This is a genomic window from Synechococcus sp. A18-25c, assembly GCF_014280035.1.
Lineage (GTDB): Bacteria > Cyanobacteriota > Cyanobacteriia > PCC-6307 > Cyanobiaceae > Synechococcus_C.
Genome location: NZ_CP047957.1, coordinates 141,982 through 160,958 on the forward strand (window position 1 = coordinate 141,982; position 18,977 = coordinate 160,958).

Below are 18,977 nucleotides of genomic sequence, written 5' to 3' on the forward strand. Positions count from 1 at the left end.
CGTCAGAGCGATTTCACTTCGCGCATGGCTTCGAGAAGGTCCAGAAGCCGGGCATTCACCAGATCGGGAGCTTCATCGTGGGGACAGTGCCCAACGTTTGGCAACACCCGTAACGATTGGATGCAGCGGAAGCGGTCAGCCCAAGCGCGTGCTTCCGCTACCGGTTCCCAGGGATCCCGTTCGCCCCAGATCAGATGGACCGGTTGCTGGAGAGTCTCCAGCAGGTCAGGGGCCAGGTGGTCGTCAAACAGATTGATGAAACCGCGAAAGGCCTCTGCTGCTCCCGGTCGCTGCGTCGGTTGATAGAGCAGTTCAACAAGTTCATCGTCGATGTTGGCGCCACTGGGATAGGCCTGGTCGAGCACGCTGCGGATCACTCGCGGTCGGGCTGCGTTGCGGAAGAGTGCGGTGCTCAACCAGCGCTGGCTCACCAGCGTTTTGAGCAGGGGCCGGATCCAGGCCATCCAGGCCGGTTGGGTGGCGAGTTGCTTGTCATCCATGAGCCGCTGGGCGCAGTCGATCAGCACCACACCCCGGCAGCGTTGCTCCAGCAGCTGCGCCGCCCGCAGAGCCACCACGCCACCGATGGAGTTGCCCACCAGCAGCACAGGGCCTTGCACCACCTGCTGGCAGAAGTCGGCCACCTGCTGCCCCCAGAGATCAAAGCCGTAGCTCAGGGCGCTGCTGCGTGATGGAGGCTCGGTTGGATCTGATTCTCCTGCGAGCAAGGCCCGGGGCTGGCTGCTGGCGCCGAAGCCGATCAGGTCGAGCGCGTAGGTGTTGGTGCAGCTTCCCAGCACCGGCAAGGCGTGGCGCCAGTGACCGCTGCTCGCACCAAAGCCGTGCACCAGCACAACCGACGGGGTGGATCCAGACGACTGCGAAGCTGCGACGCCGTGGCCTGCATGGCGCCAGGCGACGCTCAGCTCACTGCCATCGGCTTGCGCCCAAGACCAGAACAATTCAGCTGGCACCAGCGATTGCTGCGTCGTCGCCCTCATCTTGCTGGTTGGGACCGAACCACCGTGCCTCCAGCCCCTTGATCACCACATAAAAGGGCGGCACGACCCCGAGTGAAAGCACCGTGGCCACCACCAGACCGCCGAAGATCACCGTGCCCAGTGATTGCTGGCTCTGGGCACCAGCGCCGTTGGCGACCACCAGGGGCAGAAATCCCGCGAGGGCGGCGATGGCGGTCATCAGGATGGGGCGCAAGCGTGATTCAGCCGAGGCCACCACCGCTTCGGTGGGCGACAGTCCATCTTCCAGATGTTGTTCGGCTACTTCCACGATCAGGATGCCGTTTTTGGCGGCCAAACCGATCAGCGTCACCAGACCCACCTGGGCGTAGATGTTCAGGTCGATCGAGCGGATGGCCAGAAATGCCAGGGCACCGAGCATGGCCAGGGGCACGGTGGCCAGGATGATCACCGGCGTGATGTAGCTCTCGTACTGGGCCGACAGCACTAGATACACGATCACGATGCCCAGGCCAAACACCAGCACGCTGGCATTGCCTGCCGACAGCTGCAGCAACGCCAAACCGGTGAAGGCCGAGCCGATGTTGTTAAACGACTGCTGGCTGAACAGCGACTGGATCGTCTGCAGCGCTTGTCCGGAGCTCTTGCCTACGGCTTGCGCGCCCTGGATTAGCACCGTTCGGTAGAGGTTGTAGTGGCTGATGATCGGTGGTGCGCTGGAGAGCTCCACCTGCGCGAACTGAGACACCTGCACCAGTTCGCCATCGCGACTGGTGACGTAGTAGCTGAGGATGTCGTTCACGTCGGCCCGTTGCTCGGCGCCGGCCTGCAGATAGACGTTGCGGACCTGACCGTTCTCGTAGGTGAGGCCCGTGTAGCTGCCACCGGCCAGTGTAGCGACGGTGGTCATCGCCTCTTTGTAGTCGACGTTCAGGGCACCCATCACGACGCGGTTGATGGTCAACTCGAAGGCCGGCGCGCTGGGGATGAACTGGGTGTAGAGCGTGGAGAACATGCCGCTTTCACGCCCCGCTTTGATCAGTTTCTGGGCTTCATCGTTCAGCTCGTTGAAGCTGTAACTGCCGGTGAGGTCGTTGAACTGGAAGTAGAACCCCCCCTGGGCGGAGAAGCCGGGCACCGCCGGGGGCTGTCCCACCACCGCCATGCCGCTGCTGAGCTGGGAGAGCTTGGCGTTCAGCCGGTCGGCGATGGCGAAGGAGCTGTTCTTGGCTCCGGGGCGTTCACTCAACGGTTTCAGGCCGATCAGAATCGTGCCCTGGTCAGGGCTTGAGCCATTGAAGCCATAGCCGCTGATCACATTGGCGTTCAGGATGTCGTCCTCTTGTTTAAGGATGGCGGCGATCTCTGCACCCATCGCTTCGGTCTCGTTTAAGGAGGCGCCGTTCTGAAGCTGATAAATCCCTGCGAGATAGCCCTGGTCTTCATCAGGAATGAACGCGGAGGGGAGGGCGGTGAAGGCAAGCGCGGTGATCACGATGCCGCTGCCGAGGGCCACCATCACCCAGCGTCGGGCGCCGATCAGGGTGTGGACCAAGCGGGCATAGGCGCTTTGCAGACGATTGAACTGTTGGTTGAACACTCGGAAGATCAAGGGCAGATTGGCGCCGGCCAGGCCCCCAACCACAACGCCGAGTAGATAGGTCCAGCTGCCGAAGGAGGCGGCGCTGAAGCGTCCGAAGGCCAGGCCCACGATCACGCCGGCCACTGGCCACACCCAGCCTTTCGGTGTGGGTGCTTCACCACTTTTCAGGATCAGGCCCGAAAGCATCGGCGAGAAGGTAAGTGCATTGAAGGCGGAGATGGCGATTGAAAAGGCGATCGTCAGCGCGAATTGCTGATAAATGATGCCGATGCTGCCGGGGTAGAAGGCCACTGGCACGAACACGGCCATCAGCACCAACGCCGTGGCTACTAGTGCGCCGAACAGTTCACCCATGCAGGCCAGGGCCGCCTGCCGAGGCTTCATGCCCGCTTCGATGTTCTTGGAGACGGCCTCGATCACCACGATGGCGTCATCCACCACGAGGCCCGTGGCCAACACCAGTCCCAGCAGGGTGAGTTGATTGATCGAAAACCCGAACACCTTGATGAAGGCGAAGGTGCCCACCAGTGAGATGGGAATTGCCAGGCTGGGCACCACGGTGGCGCGCCAGTTCTGCAGGAACAGAAACAGGATCAGCAGCACCAGCACGATCGCCAGGCCCAGGGCATCGATCACGCCATCCACCGAGGATTCGATGAACTGGCCGATGTTGTAGATCTGCTTGACCGTGACGCCCGGCGGCACATCGACGGCGAACGACTCCAGCTGCTGCACCACCGCGTCGGCCACATCCAGCGCATTGCTGTCCGGTGTTTGGAACACCGCGACGGAGACCGTGTCGTGGTTTGACGCGTCGACGGCGGAGCTGGTGTAGTTGTTGAAGCCGTAGCGCACTGCACCCACATCCTTCAGCAGAAGCAGGTTGCCGGTTTCGCTGCGACCGACGATCAGATTGTTGAACGCCTCGATCGAGAGCAGGTTGCCGTTGTCCTCCACCAGCAAGGGATAGGTGTAGGCCTGATCGCCTGCCGCGGGGGGACCGCCCACCAAGCCACCGATGGAGGTGCTGTTCTGCGCCTGCACGGCGTCCACCACCTCGCTGGCGGTCAGTTGATTGGCTGCCAGTTTGTTGGGGTCGACGAAGAGCCAGTAGGCGGGGGTGCTGCCGCCCAGGATGTTCACATTGGCAACCCCTGGCACCCGCTCCAGGGGGTAGTAGAGCTCTTCGTAGACGAGCCCATTCAGATAAGCGGCGTCGTATTGGCCTTCGGTCGACGACACCTGGTAGGCCAGCAGGATCGATGGTGTCGACTGCTTGACCGAAACGCCAGTGTTGGAGACTTGCGGCGGCAGCTGCGGCATCGCCAGGGAGACGCGGTTCTGCACGTTCACCTGGTTGATGTCGATGTCAGTGGTCTCGTCGAAGTAGACCTGAATGATGCTCTGCCCCTCCATGTTGCTGGTGGAGGCGATGTAGGAGGCGCCCGGGACGCCATTGATCTGCGCTTCGATGGGGTTGGTGACCGCTTGCTCGGTGACCAGGGAATTGGCACCGCCGTAAGTCGCCGTCACTGAGATCAGCGGCGGCGCGATGTTGGGCAGGTTGGCGATCGGCAGCGTGGGGATGGCAATCACCCCCATCAACACAATCAGGATGCTGCAGACGGTGGTGAGCACCGGCCGCTTGATGAAGTTGTCGGAAAACGCCATGGCTGCCCTCAGTCGCTGGCGCCCTTGCTGGAGTCCGTGGCGATTTTTACCGGAACGCCATTGCTGAGTAGAGCGGTGTTGCTCACCACCACCCGGTCACCCCGTTGCAACCCTGACTGAATCAGATAAAGATTGTTCTGCAGGTCGCCCAGGGTGACGGCGCGCTGCACCACGATTGGCGTGGTGCCGGGCAATTTGGCCAATTTCTGCTTCTGGACTTCGGGCACGGAAGCCGATGCCTTGATTTTGGGTAGGGCACGGCTCAACGACACCGTCACGTAGACGAAGGGTTGCTGGGCTTGCATGAACACCGCCTGCACCGGCACCGCCAAGGCCTGCTTTTCGCCGATCACGATTTCACTTTTCACAAACTGACCGGTCTTCAACTGGCCGCTGAGGTTGGGGAAGGTGGCTTTCACCATCAGCGTGTTCGGCGACTGGTTGTTGCCACTGATGCCGAAGTAGGGAGAGATGAAACTCACGGAGCCTTCACCCGTCACCGGTGGGTTGGTTTGGGAGGACACCTTCACCGTTTGACCGATCGCCACCTCGCTGGCGCGGGTGGCGGGCACCTGCATCAGGGTCCACAGGGTGGAGTTGTTGACGATGCCCGTGATCGCCTGGCCGGTCTTCACGTAGTCACCCAGCCTCACCGTGTCGAGATCGCCGATGACGCCATCGATGGGAGAGCGTACGAATTTGTAGCCGAGGTTGGCCGCGGCGGTCCGCGCCTGATCGCGAGAGGCAATCGCCTGAGTGGCGTATCGGTCCCGTTGCTTGGCGGAAGCGGCGCCGTTTTCGTACAGAAACTGATAGCGCTCGGCGTTGATTTGGTCGGTCCGGGCTTGCGCTAGGGCTGAATCCAGTGCTGCGCTCAGCTGCACATTGTCGAGCACCAGAATCGGCTGACCGGCCTTCACCTGCTGCCCATCCTTGGCCAGCACTTTCACCACGCGGCCGTCGGTTTCCGGTCGCAACGACACCGTGGTGGTCGATTCCAGCAGGCTGATGGCCTGGATGCTGGGCTGGAAGGTGGCCTCACCAATCGTGGCGGTCTGCACCGTCATGATTTTGGGCGCTGCTTTGGGTTGGCCGCAGCTGGTGAGCAGAGCTGTGGCGGCCAGAACGGAAAGCAGGAGCGGTCGCCGCACGGAAGCCCTCGCAAGTTGGCCGGACGTTACTGGGTTTTTCAGGGCGAAACCGGTCCGGTCGTGGTTCCGTCGCAGGGGGCTATGGGTTGGATGTCTTAATGGTGCGGATGGGCGACTGATCAGGAGCTGTAAACAGCGCGTCAATCCACGGTGATCGCCGCATTTTTCACAGGTTTTCCACAGATCGGTGATCTCGGATCCCATCACTGATCGGGGCTTTAGCCAAGGCACGGGGAAAAGTGGTTCTCCCCTTGACGCCGAGGCTGTTGGTTGTCGCCGATTCCGGGCTGGTGTCCCACCGCGCACTCAGAAGCCTTGCAGGCACTGGGTTTTTGTTTTTGGCTGCTTGCAAGACGGAGTGATTCCGTTGTTTGACACCGTTTCCGTCTTCATGGCCTGATAGACACGTTGACAGCGAGTGGCTTGAGTTGCGCGAGACGCCTGATGCGATTCCGATTCACGTGAGTGTGGAAAATCAGATGCCGGAAGACCTCCATCGCGCCATGGCGGCATTCATTGCCGACCATCCCCAGTGGGATCAATACCGGCTCGTGCAATCCGCGATCGCTGGTTTTTTGTTTCAGCAGGGATGCAAGGACCCTTCGGTGATTCGCCATTATTGGGGTGGACTGTTCCGCCGGGAGCCCTTCTCCAAGGGCGGGAGCGTTCTGCAGTGATACCCACGACCAGCCAAGCTTGGGAGGACGCCAACATCGAGGATGTGAACCGTGATGGACTCCCGCTTGATTCAATGAAATCGAGTTTCGTAACACTTGAGCTTCGTTTCAGCGGTCACAGTCGTGTCAAAATCGTTAGTTTTTAAATTTGAAAATCATCCGTCTTGATCCTCTCCATCACTTCTGTATTGATCCAACGCTCTGGCGTGCAGTAAGAACACTAGCCAAGGCACTCATTTGACTGCGGTGTCCACAATCATGGCTGGTTCATCTTGACGATTTTGAAGCTTAAATCTTTCGTATTCCTGCGATCAAATGGAAGCATGGTTGTGCTTGTTGCACCTCCATGCCGTCGCTGGCCATTGGGGGATGGAAGCCAGCAGGGATGCGCTGAGGTGCGTTGGTCTTCACTGCTTTGCAGCCTTTCAGGCGCCGTATGCTGAGTCCTAAGAATTGCGTTTTGTCTTGGACAACAGTCCTGTTGTGGATGCTCGGCGGCAGCAGTTGATTGCATCGCTCCGCCAACGGTTTCGTTTGGCGCAGGACCGGGACGATTCTCGCGCCAAGCAGGAGTTGTTCCGCGAAGCGATTTATCTCGGCATCCAGCCTCACCTGTTCACCGACGGCCTTTGACCTCCGCCCTACTGCTGTTCAAGACCCTCTGGGGTTGGACGGATTCCCTGGATCAGGCCTGTGAATGCTCCCAGCGGGGCGGGTTTGACGGGTTGGAAGTCAATTTGGATCATCCCTGCCTGGAGGCTTTGCCAGCCGCTGCGATCCGGAGTCGGTTGGATCGGTCGCAGCAGCACTTGATTCTTGAGATCGTTACTGGTGGTGATTACACCCCGTCGCTGCAGTGGAGCCCTGCTGATCACCTGGCGCAGTTGGACCAAGATCTGCAGCGAGCCGCAGGCCTCGAACCCCTGAAGATCAACCTGATCACCGGCAGCGACAGTTGGTCGGATGACGTTCAGGACGATTTTCTGGACGCCCTGCTCGATCGACTCGATGCAGTGCCGGTGGCGGTGATGCTGGAAACCCACCGCAGCAGGAGCCTGTTTGACCCTTGGCGTCTGCCAACCCAGCTGCAGCGGTTCCCGCGGCTGCGTCTAACGGCTGACCTCAGCCACTGGTGCACGGTGAGCGAACGTCTGATGACCCCCGAGCTTTCGCCGGTGCAGGCGATGGCCCCTCGGGTTGATCACATCCATGCTCGGGTCGGTCATGCCCAAGGCCCCTCTGTTAGTCATCCCTTCGCACCGGAATGGGCTGAGGCCTTGGAAGCCCATCGCCGCTGTTGGCAATTGTTTCTGGATCAATCCGCCCGGCTGGATCAACCCTTCACGATCACGCCGGAGTTTGGGCCTGATGGCTACATGCCGCAACTTCCCTTCAGCGCGAAGCCGTTGGCTGATGTTCAGGCTCTTAATGCTGAGATGGCCTCTTGGCTGCGGTCCAGCTTGAGCATGCCCGCTTCCGATAGCTGTTCGCTGTAGAGGCTTTGCCAATGCAGGATGCGCTGTTCGAGTTGATGAGCGGGTCCTGGCTGGAAGTTCTCGTCGTACCCCCGTTGAGCAGCCTCCACGAGGGCTTTGTCCTCGTCTAAAAAAATCAGCAATTGCTCCAACCAGGCTTCAGCCTCCACGGTGTTGACGGCCCCAGTCGGTGCGAGGAGCTGAAGCTGCATCGTGCATTGCAGAGGCTGCTCCGGCAGAAACTCCAGCAGGGCGATCCGTCCGTCAGGCCAGATCAGCACATGGGTCCAGGGCGGCAGGCCAAAGGTCTGAAACGGTCCCCCATCCGGGTGTGGCGTTTCGAGCAGGTTGACGTAGCGACTGAAGTGATGGACGTAATCGCGAACTGGTCCCTGTTCGCGGTGCAGGGTCGTTGGATGGGCAATCGCGACGTGGTAGTCGTCGAGTGTGTTGTCGTGGGCGATCTTCCAATTGCAATTCAGGCTGCGTCGCGTCCGCCCGCAGGCTTCCACGGCTCGGCTCCAAGCGGCTGCGGCCGTGGTTTGGATCAGAGCCAGTTGCTGCTCCAGCGGGATCGGTTCTTCAGCGAGGGCGACCCAGATGAAGGGTCCTTGGATCCGACATGACAGTTCGCTCAACCCCCAGGCCTGGCGATCAAACCCGGTCTCAAACCCCGACTCTCTGGCCGCCGATTGCAGAGTGCCATCCAGGTTGTAGGTCCACCCGTGATACGGGCAGATCAGTCGTCGGCATGACCGAGCGGTTTCTCGATCCGCTTGAAAGGCGACTCCGCGATGGGGGCAGCGATTACGAAAAGCCCGGGGTTTGCCGTTGTCCGGCCAGGTGAGCAGCAGAGGTTGATGCAGCAGCGTGATGGCCAGGGTCTGCCCGGGACGGAGAGCGGTGGCTGCTGCAACTGGATGCCAGAAGCGGTTGGCATAGACACGGCAATCCCACTGATGCATCGCTTCGTGGCGATACATCCATCCCGGCAGAAACGGCTGATTCAGCCTCGGGCTCTTCAACACAGTGAAGGCTCCAGCTCACGCATGGTTCCCGATAGGGATTGCCGTAGGGCCAGAAAGTCGCTGCTCACGCGGAGCTGATCGAGATCACTTTTGTTTAAGTCAACATCGATGGATCGGATGATCCGCCCCGGGTTGGGGGCCAGCACGTGGACGCGCTGGGCAAGCACCAAAGCCTCCTCCACGTCATGGGTAATCAGCAGAACTGTGAGGCCTGTTCGTTGCCAAAGCTTGAGCAGGAAGTCCTGCATCGATTCCCGGATCTGGAGATCCAGAGCGCCAAAGGGTTCATCCAGCAGCAGGACGCTGGGGTTGGTGGCGAGGGCGCGAGCGATGGCCACCCGCTGCTGCATGCCGCCCGATAGTTCGCGCGGCAATTTGGTCGCGGCGTCACTGAGCCCGACGACTTCCAGGAAATAGGCGGTACGCGCCTTGATCTCTGCTGCTTTCATCCGTTGAAGACGCATGCCGAAGGCGACGTTGTCAGCAGCGTTCAGCCAGGGAAAGAGGCTGTACTTCTGAAACACCATGCCCCTGTCTGGCCCAGGGCCAGAAACGGGGGTGCCGTCGACAGCGATGCTGCCGCTGCTCGGTTGATCCAGGCCAGCTATCAGCCGCAGAATGGTGCTTTTTCCGGATCCAGAGCTGCCGACTAGGGCCATGAAGTCTCCGGATTGCATGGAAAACGACAAGTGATCGAGGATTAATTTTTCCCCGAAACGTTTGCTGAGGTTGTTCACAATCAGCTCCATGGTTCATACCGCCCATTTGCAGCTGAGGCGAAGCAGGAGCCGGAATCCCATGTCGATGGCGAAGCCGATCAAGCCCAGCACGATCAACTCGGCGAAGATCTGATCGGTGCGGAAAAAGCGCTGAGCCAGCTGGATGCGTTTTCCAAGGCCCACTTCCGCGGCCACCAGCTCCGCCACCACCACGAGGTTCCAGGAGGTGGCGATGTTGATTCGCAAGGTGTCGATGATGCTGGGCAGGCTGTAGCGGGCGACGACTTGCACCAGCACCTGCCGGCTGCGACCACCCAGGGTGAGTGTGGTTTCAATGAGTTCTTTGGGAACGAACTTCACCGCATCCATCACCATCAGGATGTTGAAGTAGATCGTGCCGAGAAAAATCAGAGCGATCTTGGGTTCCTCCCCGATGCCGAGGTAGATGATCAGTAGAGGGATGAAGGCCGCTGCAGGCATGTAACGCAGCATGGCGATCAGCGGCTCGCAGATGGCGCAGATCGCCGGGTAGACCCCCATGCAGATGCCAATCGGCACCGCCAGAAGTGTGGCGAGAAGAAATCCTGCGAACACACGGCCGGTGCTCGCCACAATGTCTTGAAAAAGAATTCCGCTCTCCGCCATGGAGGCCAGGGAGCGGAACACGGCCTGCGGCGAGGGCAGGAATTTTTCATCCACCAAGCTGAGGGAGGCGATGGTGGTCCACAGCAGGAGTGGCACCAGCAGTGATGCCACCTGCAGACCGCCCCGCACGGCCTTGGATGGCATGGCACCCAGGGTGAACAGGGAGAGAAGTCCAGTGCTTCTCTCCTTGTTGGCAGCGGCGGCCGTCGCAGTCATCAGGAGGCGGCGACCTTCTTGATGAAGCTGTCATCAAACAGCGAACTCATGTCGGGTTTCTCGGGAATGAAGCCCACCGAGACCATGAAGTCAGCCATCGACTCCGCTGCGTAGGGCATGAACTTCATGCCCTCACCATCGCTGAACGCTTGGAGGTTCTCCTCGATGGAGAAGAAGCGGGTGCCGTCTTTGTACTGCTCGTATTCTTCGGTCGGAATGCCGGCACGCTTGGCCATGATGGCCTCAGACTTTTCGGGGTTCTTCTCCATGAACTCGCGAACGTCCCACCAGGTCTTCACAATCTTCTGCACATCGTCGGGACGCTCCTTGATCAGATCAGCGCTGACGGTGAGCAGATCAGGGATTGCTCCGGGGTACTCCTTCGAGCTGGCAATCACCTGAGCACCTTCACGCTGCATGGCGGTGCCGGTGTAGGGAGGGAAGGCGCCAACGGCATCCACCTGACCAGCCGCGAAGGCTGTGGCTGCCTGATCGGTGGGCATGCCTTTAATCACCACGTCATCGCGGCTCAGGCCCGCATCTTGGAGGGCCAGGCTGAGCAGGTAGTCGTCCACGACGCCTTCCTCGACAGCCACGGTCTTGCCTTTGAGATCGGCGATGGAGGAGATGGATGCGTCAGCAATGATCTGGTCATTGCCGGCCGAGTTGTCGTTCACCAAAACCACCACTTCACCGCCGTTCTCGCCCGGCAGGAAGGAAATGGTGTCGTTCAGGGTTTGGGAGTTGCCGTCGATTTTGCCGGCGGCGAAGGTTTCCATCGACTGCACATAACCGTCGAACCACTTCATCTCCACATTCACGCCGTTCTTTTCAAACAGCTTTTCTTCCACGGCGATGGCCCAGGGCCACCATCCGGCCCAGTTGCTGTAGCCCAAAACGATCGGTGGGCCCTCCACTACTGGGGTGGAGGGCTTGGAGCAGGCGACGGCCAGCACGATGGCGAGGCCGGCGAACAGAAGGTTGCGCAGTTGTTTGGTCATGGCATGGGCGGGAGGGAGGAGATGTTGGATTGATCTGCTCAGGCGGTGGCCAGAGCAGGGGCTGTGGTGGTCCGGCTGGCGAGGGCTTGCCGCACCCAGATGTGCCAGGCATCGAGGCCCTCGCCTGTCAGGGCGGAGACCTCGATCACCGTGGCGTTGGGGTTGATGCTGTGGATGTTGCGGCGGATCACCGCCACATCTATTGGCAGGTGGGGTAGGAGATCCACCTTGGTGATCAGCACCACATCTGCGTTGCGGAACATCAGGGGGTATTTGAGCGGCTTGTCGTCGCCCTCGGTGACGCTGAGCAACGCCACTTTCTGATGTTCCCCGACGTCAAATTCCGCTGGGCAGACGAGGTTGCCCACGTTCTCCACAAGCAAGAGATCAAGCGCGGAAGGGTCGAGTCGCTGTCGCAGCAACGTCAGGCCACCACTCACCATGGCCGCATCAAGGTGGCAGGCTCTGCCGGTGGTGATGGGCACGACCGGAATGCCAACGGCTTCCAACCGGTCGGCATCCAGTTGGGTGGTCATGTCGCCCTCCAGCACGGCCATGCTCAGCTCGCGAGCCAAGACGGGGAGGGACCGTTCGAGCAAGGCGGTTTTGCCTGCGCCTGGGCTGCTCATCAGGTTGAGGCACAGCAGATCCCAGCTCTGGAAGTGCGCGTTGTTGTGCTCGGCTTGATGGGTGTTGGCTGCAAGCAGATTACGGCTGAGGTTGTCCTCGAGAGGCATATGCATGGCAAAAGGGGAGGTATTGGTTTCAGCGCTGACGCTGGATTGGAATGGACTCAAGGGCAGCGGCGGCATCGCTGCGGTAATCAATGCTGCGGATGCGTAATTCCCTGCCGCTGACGATCTCTTCAAGTGGGTGATCGCAGCAGGGAGAGCGGTAGGCGTTTTCGGGCACGGGGTCGTAGGTGCCGTTGCAGGTCAAGCAGCGGCCCACAAAGGGGATCTCCGTGATCGTGAGCCGGGATCCATCCAGCCAGGTGCCCTGCACCGCAGCCTTGTAGGTGGTCACCAGCTGATCGGGTTCAACGCAGGTGAATCGCCCCACATCGAGATGAACGGTCTCGACCATTGCAGAGGTGTCTTCGCGACGGTCGCGCCATTCATTCAGGGAGATCAGCAGGCATTTGGTCATGTCAACTTCATGCATGGTTTATCTCCACTTCTGATCAACGGTCATGTTGCAGCTGTCGCTGATCCACTCCGGCTTCTCTTTGCGGGGCAACTGACCGCTCACCACGAGGTGGGCCATGGTGTCGCAGATCACCCGGGTGGCCATCAACGAGGTCATGTCACTGATGTCGTAAGGCGGTGACACCTCAACGATCTCTAAACCGCAAACGGGAACGTTGCGCACGATCAGTTCCAGCAGCTTGAGCGCCTCACGGGGCATCAGGCCGCCGGGCTCCGGCCAGCCAGTTCCCGGTACGAAGCCGGCATCGATGCAGTCAATGTCGAAGGAGATGTAAACGCAGTCCGTGCCATCGGTGGCTCGTTCAATGGCGTATTGGGCGGCGGCCTCCAGCCCCATTTCGGTGATGTCGGTCACCGTGAGCACATTGGTGCCCCGTTCTCGGCAGATCTTGACGCCTTCCCGAGGCACTTGCCAGCCACCGATGCCCAGCTGCACCAGGTTTTCAGCCGGAGCGTTGGCCATGTTGGTGGCATGGAACCACGGGCAGGTGTGCATCCGCTCGTCCAGATCGATCTCCTGGGTGTCGACATGGCGATCGAAATGGATGATTCCCACCTTTTTGTCGCCGAGATGGCGACAGACCCCGCGCACCGTGGGAAAACCGATTGAGTGGTCGCCACCGAGAATGATCGGGAAGGCACCGCTTGAGAACACGTGGGCGATGCCTTTGGAGATCTGATCGAAGCTCTTTTCGTTGTTGGCGGGGATCGTGAAGATGTCACCCACATCGCAGAGGGTGATTTGTTCGCGGAGGTCCACCCCCATCTCGTAGTTGTAAGGGGTGTAAAGCGCTGAAATGCGTCGGATGCCCTGAGGCCCAAAGCGTGTTCCGGGCCGGTAGGTGGTGCCGCAGTCGTGGGGAACGCCAACGATGGCGACGTCGTAGTTGCCCACGTGATTGACGTCTTCCAGGTAGGGAGCCTTCATAAAGGTGTTGATGCCGGCGAAATGCGGCAATTCACCCCGGGAGAAGGTGGAGATGTTGCGGTCGACGATGCTGGCCGCCGCCTCAAGGCCGAAGCGCTTGGCTTGATCGACTTCTTGTTGCCAACCGGTGAGGGGAAGTTTGCGTTCTTTTTCCAGCGCATCCATGCCTTCGCTGGGGTGCGAACGCTGGAATGCCCCTGAGGAATCAGTCGTCGATGCCATAAAACGAGGGAGTGGGCTTGGGGGCGGTCTCCCGGGCTTTTATCCCTCCGTGCGCCGGCGAGCCGGCTGAAACCTCTTGGACCAGTCGTCCCGAAGGACCGGAACCCTAGATCTCTTCCGCGGGCTCACTCTCCGATTCCGCCTGGTGCACCGGTGTGTCAGCTGCTACGGAATCTTGATGTCGAAGTTGATGGTCAATTCATCCTGGTGTGAATCAAGCTGTTGACATCATTCAGCGCCATTGTGGGGTCGATTTCGGTTATTGAGACCTTTGAAAGTGAGGTAATTGTTTGGTTCTATGTCATGCATTCTTCGAACAGGTGGTTGATATGTTTGTCCCTTTGCTCGTGTTTAGATCGGGTCGAGATTTTGATCGACATTGTTCGATTGGCTGATGCCAAACGGATACATGTGGGTTCTGCTGAGACTCTATTGAATCGGCTCAACGTTGCCCCTGAGTCCTGTTGGTGGCGATTTCTTGATCAGGAGGGCGTTGAGGCCATGGCCAGTTCATCGCTCTTCACACGGCTCAACACGTGGTTTGATGCAGGTTGTCTTCACCTGATCATTTCTTGATTCAGGTTGGTTTGCGCGCTTTTGACCGCACTAAGACAAACTGTCAACGACTACAAACTGCCAACGACTGCACGCACTCGATCTTGAAGCGCAACGGGCCGCAGTGGAAGTCATCACCTCTGCGCGGGGGCTGTCGTCGTGACTGAATTCCTGGAATCCAAAAGTGATCCCAAACCCAATCGACCTCAGTTCGCTGCGGTCCTGGCGCAGGCTCGTCATGCAAGCGTCGTTTTGAAGCTCGCCAAGGAGGCCCAGAAGAACGGGCTGGGTGGCGTTGTTGGTTGCCACTGGTTGGATAGGAATGCCACCACCGGTGGTGGTCGGCTCCTCCGATGCTTCGGTTTGTCTGGACAGCTGTTGGGCCGTGACCGGGTTTGGGTCGCTGCGACATGAGTCAACAAAGCAACGTCGAACATCCCGACCTCAGCGCACTAGCGCCTGACCTCTCTCTGTCGCTGTTGGCCTGGTGGGACGTCAATGGCCGCAAGAATCCTGCGCTCAAGCCATGGATGTTCACCAAGGATGGACGGTGGCCCGAGCCTCATGAACAACTCTCTGCGCTGCAGTGCTGGATTGCGGAGGTGATGCTCCAGCAAACCCAGCTGCAGGTGGTGTTGCCCTATTGGCAGCGTTGGATGCAAGCTTTCCCCACCCTCGTCGCTCTGGCTGAGGCTGATGAGCAGTCGGTGTTGTTGCGCTGGCAAGGCCTCGGTTATTACTCCCGCGCGCGCCGCCTGCATGGCACGGCTCGGTTGCTTTTGGCTCAAATCGATGGTGATCCTTCGAAGGTTGAGCTCTGGCCCCAGGATCTCGACAGTTGGCTGGCCTTGCCGGGGATTGGCCGCAGCACGGCGGGCGGCATCTTGTCGTCGGCGTTCAACAGTCCGCTGGCGATTCTTGATGGCAATGTCCGTCGCGTGCTGGCGCGTTTGATGGCCCATTGCCGCCCTCCCATGCGTGATCAGGCGCTGTTCTGGACATGGAGTGAGGCGCTGATTGCGGCCCTTCCTCAGCGCAGTCGCGATCTCAACCAGGCTCTGATGGATTTGGGCGCCACGCTGTGCACGCCGCGCAATCCTTCCTGCGACCATTGTCCCTGGCAGACCAGCTGCGCTGCGTACGCTGCTGGCACTCCAGAGTTCTATCCCGTGAAAGAGGCGCCCCGCAGCATTCCTTTCCAGGTGATCGGTGTCGGCGTGGTGCGCAATGGGGATGGTGAGGTGTTGATCGATCAGCGGCTCAATGAAGGTTTGCTGGGAGGACTTTGGGAATTTCCAGGGGGAAAGCAGGAGCCTGGTGAGGCCATTAACGACACCATCCGCCGCGAGTTGCGCGAGGAGTTGGCGATTGAGGTGGAGGTTGAGGAGGAACTCATCACCGTGGAGCATGCCTACAGCCACAAAAAGCTTCGCTTTGTGGTGCATCTCTGCCGTTGGCTTTCGGGTGAACCCCAGCCCCTGGCCAGTCAGCAGGTGCGTTGGGTGCACCCCGAAGGGCTTGGTAACTTTCCCTTCCCCGCCGCCAATGCCCGGATGATTGCAGCGCTGATGGATCACCTAGGGCTGCCATCTATTCACGCTTGAGTCGTGGACCTTCGCCTGGTAGTGGGGTTCTAACCACTGGCCTCATCCTTCAGTCATGCCAACAACAGTTGGTCGATCCACTGTCGCCAGCTCAGTCCTTCTGGATGATTGGCATAAACAAGATTGGTTTCTGCGCTGGTCAAGTTGGTCTGGCCCAAGCTGCGCAGCAGCCGATCGAGCTCGTTCGGCTCAAGATGATCATCGCCATTGGCATCCATGGGGATCAGGTAAAGCCGCAGCCGGTCTTCGCCGTCCCGTAACCGTTGCAGGTGCTGGATGAAGTGGCCGAATTCCATCCGGTTGATTTGACCATCTCGGTTGAGATCCATCGCTGCCAGGACCGTGTTCAGTTGATCGTCCAGCAATGGATCGTTGTTTTCGGCCTGCCTTTGAATGAGGTTGCTCATGAGGGCATGGCGTAGTTCAGCAATGCTGAGACGTCCATCCTGGTCGCGATCAAGTTCGGCAAACAGCTCTTGGGTTTGGTGATTGAGTGGTTCTTCCAACACCGGTGGAGCGCTGATGGTTGGGATGCCGGCCAGTCGTTCTTGCAGGTGACGACGGAACCTCTCCAGGAGCACACGGGTGACGCCATAGCGCTGGCGATGTTCTTCAGGGCTGACCACAGCGTGTAAGCAGATAGGAATCAGGGCCGGCAGCCTGCGCTTCGCGAGGCGTTGCAGGCACCAGGTCGTGATCACGAAGCTCAGGGTGAGTGGCGGCAGGATTCCGATCATGCGGATCTGCAGCACCTGAAGCAGTGTGGCCAGGCTGGCTCCGAGCATGGCCAGCAGAATGCTTCTGCTGCTGGGAGTGTGGAAAATGCCGCCGAGGGCTATGGCGGTCAGCACGCTGTTGTATCCCCAGAGGCCTTGGGCGACGGCGCTGGCGTCAGCACCTTGGATCAGGCTGCTCGTCATGCCGATGATCGCGCCGATGACACCCAACCCAGCCGCTATGGGGCTGGCGATGACAACAGCGATGGCCACCAGGCACCCACTGGTGAGACTTGAGCAAAGAAACACCTGCCCAAAACTGTGCGGGATTCCGAGCAGCAGCGTTTCAAGCGGTGTCGTCGCGGCAGCGGGCTGAATGGCTTCGAGTGGTGTGGTGAGCGAAGGAGGAACGACAGCGAGCAGAACCCAGGTGATCAAACAAAACGGAAGGGTGAGCACCGGCGGATCGCCTCGACGGTGAAAACGCAGCCGCCAGAGTTCAATCATCCAGGTGGTCAATCCACCACCGATCGCCACCAGCAGCGTCAGTTGTGCCGCGTTTGCGGCTGATGGCATTGGGGTGTTCGCCAATGCTGCGGTGGCGCATCCCACCAACACACCGTTGAAGCCATGAATGCCCTGGTTACGCAACTCCGGGGACAACCGCATCCAATGGGAGACGCCATTGGCTGCAGTCATCCCCACTAAAGCCCATCCCGCCATCCAGGGCGAGCTGAGCCAGAACGCCAGCAGCAGCAAAGCGCCGCTGAGGGGATGGTTGATGAAAATCACCTGGGACACACTGCGCAGCCCGCGCGCCCAAGGACCCTCGAGGGCCCGTGCTCGATTCAGCCAACCCGTTGGTTCGATCGGTTTCGGCGCAGGCAACAGGGTCTGCAGCCTCTCGTAAACCGATGGGGACTCAGCCTGCATGCGTTGCTGAGGTGGGCGTGAAGCGTTCCGCGAGCACTTCCATGCCGGCCCGATAGAGGCTTAGAGACATTTCGGCCAGGGTGTTAAGCACATCCAGATGGGGATTGATCTCACAGATTTCCCAGCAACACACCCGTGGGTCCTTCAGCAGGGTTTTGATCAGCAGCATCACCTCATGGGCCCAGAGCCCATTAGGAACCGGAGTTCCGGTTCCTTTGCAAATGGTGGAGTCCAGTGAATCCACATCCAGGCTCACGTAGATCAGGTCCACATCGGAGAGATGCGTCAGGCATTGTTTGGCGGCCTGTGTGGCGCCATTCCTCCGCACCTCTGCGGTGGTGATCACCGGGATTTCATGCTGGGCCAACGTGATGTCTTCAGCAGCTTCCGTGTCTCGAACGCCGACATAAATCAGATCACGCAGGGAGATGGCTGGTGATGTAGAGCCATGCAGTTGCTTGAGGCTGTTCCAGAGCGATCGTGTTGTCGCGTCGGGATCATTGATGGCTTCTGGCAGGTTGTCGTGCTGCGCAGCAATGGCCAGCGGCATCCCGTGCATGTTTCCAGAGGGTGTAGTGAAGGGCGAATGAATGTCGGCATGCGCATCGATCCAGATCACCCCCAGTCGTTGCTCAGGGTGTGCCCGTCGAATTCCCGCGATGGTGGAGGCAGCCGTTGAATGGTCTCCGGCCAACACCAGTGGGAAGCTCCCCTGGTCCAGGGTTGTGGCCACAAGGTCGGCCGCTTCCTGCATCACCTTGGTGATCTTTTCGATATGACGGGCGTGGGGTGTGGTGGTCGTTGCAGCGTTGTCATCTGCGCGGGCCCTGGGAGAGCGATCGTCGTGAATCTCTTTGATTAAGCCGTCGCTGAGTTGGCTCAAATCGTGTTGCCGCTGGACCGCGTTTTTGAGAAGTTCAATGCCTGAGCCTGCTCCAGGGATGCCTGCGCCGAGGTCACAGTCCACCTCCACCAAGGTCACGCCGTCCAGACGTGCCGCACTCTGAACCTGAACCAAATTCTTTTTCAGGCGTTTGAGATCGGCCAAGGAACACGGCAGTTCCAGGGTCTTGTCCAGAAGGTCAAGAAACTCATTGGCGCTGATCTGAGCATCACCATTGCGATCCAGTTGTGTCGTCAGTGTTTGCGCGTCGTGAGGGGACTTGGCTGAATACAGCATGCGCATCATGCGGTCGAGCTCTTCTCGACTGAGCCAACCGTTGTGGTCGGCATCCACCAGATCAAACAGGTCCCGCAGCAGTTGATGCCGTCCAAGCTTGGGCTGCTGTTGCGCCCACCGCAAAAAATCATCACGACGGATGATTTTTTGCTCGTGCAGCAACTGTCTGAGGGCATCCGCTTCTTCGGGGGCAATCACCGCTGCCATGGATGTCAGCACTTGCTCGACCTCTTGTGCTGTGATCGACCCATCACCGTTGACCTCAAACTGTGCAAAGAGCGAGGACAGCTCGTTCATCAGCAGAGGCGTGGTTGTCATGGCTGGACGGCAGGTGATGGGGGCTGTGAGGAGGTCGAGTTGCGTTGGTTGATGACATTCCGAAGAAAAGTCGTTCCTCTATGGCGTGTTTTGAGTGGCGTTGCTACTGGGCATTCTTGTCACTATTTCAGCTCTTGCGACACGGTC

The 18,977-nt window shown here is 59.6% G+C and carries 17 protein-coding genes and 1 riboswitch; of the genes, 5 read left to right on the forward strand and 12 right to left on the reverse strand.

What is annotated here, in order from left to right:
* Nucleotides 1-2: 2 nt before the first annotated feature.
* The 3 genes from SynA1825c_RS00640 to SynA1825c_RS00650 are packed head-to-tail and all read right to left on the reverse strand — an operon-like array spanning nucleotide 3 to nucleotide 5,405.
* Nucleotides 3-1,001 (reverse strand): alpha/beta fold hydrolase, encoded by a 999-nt coding sequence (locus SynA1825c_RS00640; RefSeq protein ID WP_186469851.1) that lies wholly within the window; start codon nucleotides 999-1,001, stop codon nucleotides 3-5.
* Nucleotides 964-4,254, reverse strand: a complete 3,291-nt coding sequence (locus SynA1825c_RS00645) for an efflux RND transporter permease subunit (RefSeq protein WP_186469852.1) — start codon at nucleotides 4,252-4,254, stop codon at nucleotides 964-966. The genes SynA1825c_RS00640 and SynA1825c_RS00645 overlap by 38 nt, the downstream gene beginning before the upstream one ends.
* Nucleotides 4,255-4,262: 8 nt before the next feature.
* Nucleotides 4,263-5,405, reverse strand: a complete 1,143-nt coding sequence (locus SynA1825c_RS00650) for an efflux RND transporter periplasmic adaptor subunit (RefSeq protein WP_255478416.1) — start codon at nucleotides 5,403-5,405, stop codon at nucleotides 4,263-4,265.
* 449 nt (nucleotides 5,406-5,854) lie between these two features.
* On the opposite strand from SynA1825c_RS00650, the gene SynA1825c_RS00655 reads away from it, so the two are divergent.
* The 3 genes from SynA1825c_RS00655 to SynA1825c_RS00665 all read left to right on the forward strand — a co-directional run bounded on the left by SynA1825c_RS00655 (nucleotide 5,855) and on the right by SynA1825c_RS00665 (nucleotide 7,578).
* On the forward strand, nucleotides 5,855-6,082 hold the full coding sequence (locus SynA1825c_RS00655; RefSeq protein WP_186470920.1) for a DUF2811 domain-containing protein: 228 nt from the start codon (nucleotides 5,855-5,857) through the stop codon (nucleotides 6,080-6,082).
* A gap of 465 nt (nucleotides 6,083-6,547) precedes the next feature.
* Nucleotides 6,548-6,715, forward strand: coding sequence for a hypothetical protein (locus SynA1825c_RS00660; protein ID WP_186469854.1), 168 nt, complete (start codon nucleotides 6,548-6,550; stop codon nucleotides 6,713-6,715).
* A complete protein-coding gene (locus SynA1825c_RS00665) occupies nucleotides 6,712-7,578 on the forward strand; it encodes a sugar phosphate isomerase/epimerase (protein ID WP_186469855.1) in 867 nt (288 codons plus the stop codon). Before SynA1825c_RS00660 ends, SynA1825c_RS00665 begins: the two co-directional genes overlap by 4 nt.
* Here SynA1825c_RS00665 and SynA1825c_RS00670 read toward each other — a convergent pair.
* The 7 genes from SynA1825c_RS00670 to speB are packed head-to-tail and all read right to left on the reverse strand — an operon-like array spanning nucleotide 7,500 to nucleotide 13,524.
* Complete coding sequence (locus SynA1825c_RS00670; protein WP_370593763.1) at nucleotides 7,500-8,585, reverse strand: aromatic ring-hydroxylating dioxygenase subunit alpha; 1,086 nt, start codon at nucleotides 8,583-8,585, stop codon at nucleotides 7,500-7,502. The genes SynA1825c_RS00665 and SynA1825c_RS00670 overlap by 79 nt on opposite strands.
* A complete protein-coding gene (locus tag SynA1825c_RS00675) occupies nucleotides 8,579-9,334 on the reverse strand; it encodes an ABC transporter ATP-binding protein (RefSeq protein ID WP_186469856.1) in 756 nt (251 codons plus the stop codon). The genes SynA1825c_RS00670 and SynA1825c_RS00675 overlap by 7 nt, the downstream gene beginning before the upstream one ends.
* A gap of 3 nt (nucleotides 9,335-9,337) precedes the next feature.
* Nucleotides 9,338-10,165, reverse strand: a complete 828-nt coding sequence (locus SynA1825c_RS00680; protein ID WP_186469857.1) for an ABC transporter permease — start codon at nucleotides 10,163-10,165, stop codon at nucleotides 9,338-9,340.
* The gene (locus SynA1825c_RS00685) at nucleotides 10,165-11,166 is read right to left on the reverse strand and encodes an ABC transporter substrate-binding protein (RefSeq protein WP_186469858.1); all 1,002 of its coding nucleotides are present in this window, start codon (nucleotides 11,164-11,166) and stop codon (nucleotides 10,165-10,167) included. Before SynA1825c_RS00685 ends, SynA1825c_RS00680 begins: the two co-directional genes overlap by 1 nt.
* A gap of 38 nt (nucleotides 11,167-11,204) precedes the next feature.
* Complete coding sequence (hypB, locus tag SynA1825c_RS00690) at nucleotides 11,205-11,909, reverse strand: hydrogenase nickel incorporation protein HypB (protein WP_186470922.1); 705 nt, start codon at nucleotides 11,907-11,909, stop codon at nucleotides 11,205-11,207.
* Nucleotides 11,910-11,931: 22 nt separating this feature from the next.
* Complete coding sequence (locus SynA1825c_RS00695; protein WP_186469859.1) at nucleotides 11,932-12,330, reverse strand: hydrogenase maturation nickel metallochaperone HypA; 399 nt, start codon at nucleotides 12,328-12,330, stop codon at nucleotides 11,932-11,934.
* Between the two features lie 3 nt (nucleotides 12,331-12,333).
* Nucleotides 12,334-13,524, reverse strand: a complete 1,191-nt coding sequence (gene speB / locus SynA1825c_RS00700) for an agmatinase (RefSeq protein ID WP_186469860.1) — start codon at nucleotides 13,522-13,524, stop codon at nucleotides 12,334-12,336.
* Between the two features lie 26 nt (nucleotides 13,525-13,550).
* A riboswitch (guanidine-I (ykkC/yxkD leader) is annotated at nucleotides 13,551-13,645 on the reverse strand.
* A gap of 593 nt (nucleotides 13,646-14,238) precedes the next feature.
* Here speB and SynA1825c_RS00705 point away from each other — a divergent pair.
* Complete coding sequence (locus tag SynA1825c_RS00705; protein WP_186469861.1) at nucleotides 14,239-14,493, forward strand: hypothetical protein; 255 nt, start codon at nucleotides 14,239-14,241, stop codon at nucleotides 14,491-14,493.
* Nucleotides 14,490-15,683: an 8-oxo-dGTP diphosphatase MutT gene (mutT, locus tag SynA1825c_RS00710; protein ID WP_186469862.1), complete on the forward strand. Its 1,194-nt coding sequence runs from the start codon at nucleotides 14,490-14,492 to the stop codon at nucleotides 15,681-15,683. Before SynA1825c_RS00705 ends, mutT begins: the two co-directional genes overlap by 4 nt.
* Nucleotides 15,684-15,736: 53 nt before the next feature.
* On the opposite strand, the gene SynA1825c_RS00715 is transcribed toward mutT, so the two are convergent.
* Entirely contained in the window at nucleotides 15,737-17,332 is a 1,596-nt protein-coding gene (locus tag SynA1825c_RS00715; protein ID WP_186469863.1) for an urea transporter, read from the reverse strand.
* On the reverse strand, nucleotides 17,322-18,830 hold the full coding sequence (locus tag SynA1825c_RS00720) for an arginase family protein (RefSeq protein ID WP_186469864.1): 1,509 nt from the start codon (nucleotides 18,828-18,830) through the stop codon (nucleotides 17,322-17,324). Before SynA1825c_RS00720 ends, SynA1825c_RS00715 begins: the two co-directional genes overlap by 11 nt.
* Nucleotides 18,831-18,977: the final 147 nt, after the last annotated feature.